This is a genomic window from Acidisphaera rubrifaciens HS-AP3, assembly GCF_000964365.1.
Lineage (GTDB): Bacteria > Pseudomonadota > Alphaproteobacteria > Acetobacterales > Acetobacteraceae > Acidisphaera > Acidisphaera rubrifaciens.
Map to the genome: position 1 here is coordinate 1 of NZ_BANB01000762.1, position 3,928 is coordinate 3,928.

Below are 3,928 nucleotides of genomic sequence, written 5' to 3' on the forward strand. Positions count from 1 at the left end.
ATCCGCCGCTTCGTGCAGGACCGGACGGAGATGCTGACCGCGATCGGCCACGACCTGCGCACGCCGATCACCCGTCTGAAGCTGCGCACCGAGTTCGTCGACGACGACGAGCTGCGCCGCAAGATGCTGAACGACCTGGAGGAGCTGGAGGCGATGGTCTCCGCGACCCTCGCCTTCGGCCGCGACGCCAAGAACAGCGAGCCCGTCTCGCCGATCGACGTGGCGGAGCTGCTGCGCACCATCCTGGACGAGGCGGGCGACGCCGCGCCGTCGGCCGCGCACCGGCTCGCCTATGCCGGCCCCGCCCACCTGACGGTGCGGGCGCGGCCGCTGTCGCTGAAACGCTGCCTCGCCAACCTGGTGTCCAACGCGGTGAAATACGGCGGCGCCGCGCGGGTGACGCTGACCCCGCCCGCCCCGGTCGGCGTCGCGTCCGGCATGGTGCGCATCGACATCGAGGATGACGGCCCCGGCATCCCGAACGAGGAGCTGGAGCGGGTGTTCGAGCCCTTCCACCGTGTCGAGACCAGCCGCAACCGGGAGACCGGCGGCGTCGGCCTCGGCCTGCCGATCGCGCGCAACATCCTGCGCGCCCATGGCGGGGACGTCACCCTAACCAACCGCCAGCCGGCCGGCGCCCGGGCGACGGTGACGCTGCCCGCCTGAGGCGCGGCGGCCTCAGCGCGCGCCGCAGCGCACCAGCGGATAGGGGAAGTCGCGGCAGCCCGGGAACGTGATCTCGTTCTCGCCGTGACGGACGACATGCAGCACGTCGGCGCTCTCGCAGCCGAATCCGGGCCGCGGCTGCGGCGCGCTGAGGCCGAGGAGACTGTTGCTCCCGGCGGCGGCGGGTGCGGTGCCCACGAAGCTGAACTCCGTCCCGCTGCCGGTGGCACGTGCCGTCGCCACCAGCCGCTGGGTGAAGAGCTGGCTGGTGATGGTCGCGCGCATCACGACGTCGCGCGTGAAGATCACCGTCGGCTGGCTGAAACAGGCCTCCGGCCGCACCGATCCCGGCACGGGGAAGATGCCGCCGGTCCATGACCCGAACAGCCAGGCATGCGGCGGCTGCGCCCCCTGGGCCGCGGCCGGGCGGGGGGCGGCGGGGATGGCGGCGGCCAGCAGCAGGGCGGCCAGCACGGTGGCGAGGCGGACGGGACGGCGCATGACGGCTCCTCGGTGACGCGGACGAGCATAGTCCGGGGTGCAACGCGGGGGGAGGGCCGCGTTTGCCGCGACGGCGGCAGCCGTGGCATGCGGCATCATGCTGACCCGCCTGTACAACCGCACCCTCGCCCTCGCCGCCGCGCCGCACGCCCCGGTGTGGCTCGCGCTCATCGCCTTCGCCGAAAGCAGCTTCTTTCCGGTGCCGCCGGACGCGCTGCTGATCCCCATGGTGATCGCGCGCCCGCGCCGCGCCTGGGCGCTGGCGGCGCTGTGCACCGCGGCGAGCGTGGCGGGCGGGGCGCTCGGCTACCTCATCGGCGCGGAACTGTTCGACCGGCTGGCGCGCCCGGTGCTCGATTTCTATGGCTACGGCGCCCGCGTCGCGGGGTTCGAGGCGCTGTATGCCCGCTGGGGCCTGTGGGTGATCCTGATCAAGGGGCTGACGCCGATCCCCTACAAGATCGTCACCATCGCCTCCGGCGCCGCGCATTTCGATTTCGCGGTGTTCATGGCGGCGAGCGCGGTGACGCGCGGCGCCCGCTTCTTCCTGCTCGCCGGCCTGCTGCGCCGCTATGGCGCCCCGGTCCGCGACTTCGTCGAACGCCGCCTCGGCCTCGTTGCCGGCGCGCTGGCGGCGGGGATCGTGGGCGGGTTCCTGCTGCTGCGGTTCCTGTGACGGTCAGTGCTCGATCGGCGGCGTCATGATGGTCGTGCTCTGCTCCAACGTGGGGCGAACCAGGGCCGGGTCACCCGGCAGCAGGCAGCGAAACGTCACCGTGTAGCGCGTCGGGCCATACAGCGCCTCCTGCACCACCGGGCCGCCCTGCGAGGCGGCGACGGGCAGGAACTTGCGTCCCTGGCCGTCGCAATACTGGCTGGCTTACGTGAGCGCGACCTTCTCCGCCTTGCTCACGCCGCCTAGGATCGGGGCGTATCGTTCGCTGACGGTATAGGTATCGGGACCGAGCGGTAGCACGCCGGTGCTCGATGAACAGCCGGCCAGCGTCATCGTCGTCGCCATCGCCGCGATCAGCCTGCGCATTGATCGTTTCCCCCTGTCGTTGCCAGGATAATAACGCTAGGCGCGCGAGCCAACACGACGGTGACGCAGGCAGGGGCCGCCCGCGCCTGCGCGGCGATCAAACCGGCTCGATCACCCGCGCCCGCGTGCGCAGGCCCTGGGCGAGGAAGGCGGAGAGGACGAACATCGCGGTCGCCGTGAAGAACGCCGCGCCCGGCAGGACGTGGGCGAGGCGGGCGAACAGGAAGGCGCCGAGCAGCGGGGCGACGATCGCCGTCAGCCCCTGCACGGACGCCAGCGCGCCCTGCATCTCGCCCTGACGCTCCGGCCCGGCATGGGCCGCGATCAGCGACTGCACCGACGGGCTGGCGATGGCGCCGCAGGATTGCAGGGCGATGCCGGCGAAGATCAGCGCCGGGCGGTCGGCGATGCCGTACAGCGCATAGCCGCAGGCGCTGGCCAGGTTGCCGAGGATGAGCGACCGGCGCTCGCCCAGATACGGCACGAGGCGGCGCACCAGCACCAGCTGCACCGCCACCTGCAACAGCCCGACCAGCCCGAGCGCGGTGCCGTTCTGCGCGACGCCCCAGCCGAGGCGTTCGGAGGTGTAGAGCACGAACACCGCCTGCTGCACGCCGACGCCGAACCACATGGCCGACCACGCGATGCCGAGGCGGCGCAGATCCGCGTCGCGCACCAGCAGCGCGAGCGAGCCGAACACGTTGGCCCGCCGCCAGTTCAGCGCCCGCCGCCGCTCGCGCGGCAGGCTCTCCGGCAGTACGAAGAAGCCGTAGAGCAGATTGAGGAACGCCAGCGCCGCCGCCGCGATGAACGGCAGACGCAGCGAGATGGCGCCGAGCTGACCGCCGACCGCGGGGCCGAGGATGAACGCCGCCCCCCAGATCGCGCCCGTCAGGCCGAACCGCTTGGCCCGCTCCTCGGGCGAGCTGATGTCGGCGATATAGGCGTTGGCGGCCGAGGCATTGGCCGCCGTCGCGCCGGCCGCGAGGCGGGCGATGAAGATCCAGAACAGCGTCGGCGCCCAGGCCAGCAGCACGTAGCCGAGGCCGATGCCCGCGACCGAGATCAGGATCGTCGGCCGCCGCCCGTAGCGGTCGGAGATGCCGCCGATGATCGGCCCGCAGAACAGCTGCGCCGCCGCGAAGGTCGCGACCAGCCAGCCCTGCCAGTACGACGCGCCGGCAGGGCCGAGGCCGGAGATCTGCTCCACCAGCGCGGGCGTGATCGGCACGATCAGCCCGATGCCCAGCGCGTCGATGCCGAGCGTGATGAGCAGGAACGGCAGGCTCGGGCTGCGCGCCGCCTTCATGCGCCGCGCGCCTCGGCCGCCTCGGCGACCGCCGCGCATTTGCGCATCACGGACGGCAGCGCCGACTCGGCCAGGCGGTCGCGGCGGCGGGCGGAGAGGCCGGACGGCAAGGTCCGGGTCAGGCTCTCGACGCGCGCGGCGTGGACGGCGATCGACAGCTCGAAATGCGTGAAGACGTGCCGCACCTCGCCCACCGGACGCCACGCCGCGGCGGCCGGGGCGTGCGCCGCCGCCTCCGCCCAGTCCCAGGCGGCGTCGCGCCACGGCGTGCCGGGCAGTTCCTCCATCCCGCCGAGCAGCCCGTCGGGCGGGCGGCGGCGCAGCGCCACGTGCACGCCGTCGGTCAGCCAGAAATGCACCCCGTGCCGGCGCGGACGCGGCTTCTTCGCGGCGCGGCGCGGCAGCTCGGC

The 3,928-nt window shown here is 73.1% G+C and carries 7 protein-coding genes; 2 read left to right on the plus strand and 5 right to left on the minus strand.

All coding sequences use genetic code 11. The features are described from left to right. On the plus strand, positions 1 to 666 hold a 666-nt coding region (locus tag B8460_RS17375), incomplete at its 5' end, for a sensor histidine kinase (RefSeq protein WP_048862882.1). A gap of 12 nt (positions 667 to 678) precedes the next feature. Here B8460_RS17375 and B8460_RS17380 read toward each other — a convergent pair. Then, positions 679 to 1,167: a hypothetical protein gene (locus B8460_RS17380; RefSeq protein ID WP_048862883.1), complete on the minus strand. Its 489-nt coding sequence runs from the start codon at positions 1,165 to 1,167 to the stop codon at positions 679 to 681. 97 nt (positions 1,168 to 1,264) lie between these two features. Between B8460_RS17380 and B8460_RS17385 the strand changes: the two genes are divergently transcribed. Next, positions 1,265 to 1,843 (plus strand): YqaA family protein, encoded by a 579-nt coding sequence (locus B8460_RS17385; RefSeq protein ID WP_048862885.1) that lies wholly within the window; start codon positions 1,265 to 1,267, stop codon positions 1,841 to 1,843. A 3-nt stretch (positions 1,844 to 1,846) separates the two neighbouring features. Here the strand turns inward: B8460_RS17385 and B8460_RS23665 are convergent, their stop codons facing one another. The 4 genes from B8460_RS23665 to B8460_RS17395 form a co-directional block, all read right to left on the minus strand. Continuing rightward, entirely contained in the window at positions 1,847 to 1,981 is a 135-nt protein-coding gene (locus B8460_RS23665; protein ID WP_277813991.1) for a hypothetical protein, read from the minus strand. Between the two features lie 66 nt (positions 1,982 to 2,047). Beyond that, the gene (locus B8460_RS22315) at positions 2,048 to 2,209 is read right to left on the minus strand and encodes a hypothetical protein (protein ID WP_158322963.1); all 162 of its coding nucleotides are present in this window, start codon (positions 2,207 to 2,209) and stop codon (positions 2,048 to 2,050) included. A 97-nt stretch (positions 2,210 to 2,306) separates the two neighbouring features. Further along, the gene (locus tag B8460_RS17390; RefSeq protein WP_052945291.1) at positions 2,307 to 3,518 is read right to left on the minus strand and encodes an MFS transporter; all 1,212 of its coding nucleotides are present in this window, start codon (positions 3,516 to 3,518) and stop codon (positions 2,307 to 2,309) included. Beyond that, the coding region (locus B8460_RS17395) for an NUDIX domain-containing protein (protein ID WP_048862884.1) at positions 3,515 to 3,928 on the minus strand (414 nt) is incomplete at its 5' end. The genes B8460_RS17395 and B8460_RS17390, both read right to left, overlap by 4 nt.

What these genes read in the sequence shown, in the direction of transcription:
- B8460_RS17390 (WP_052945291.1), bottom strand. Translation starts at nt 3,518, where the DNA reads ATGAAGGCGGCGCGCAGCCCGAGCCTGCCGTTCCTGCTCATCACGCTC.
- B8460_RS17380 (WP_048862883.1), bottom strand. Translation starts at nt 1,167, where the DNA reads ATGCGCCGTCCCGTCCGCCTCGCCACCGTGCTGGCCGCCCTGCTGCTG.
- B8460_RS17385 (WP_048862885.1), top strand. Translation starts at nt 1,265, where the DNA reads ATGCTGACCCGCCTGTACAACCGCACCCTCGCCCTCGCCGCCGCGCCG.
- B8460_RS22315 (WP_158322963.1), bottom strand. Translation starts at nt 2,209, where the DNA reads ATGCGCAGGCTGATCGCGGCGATGGCGACGACGATGACGCTGGCCGGC.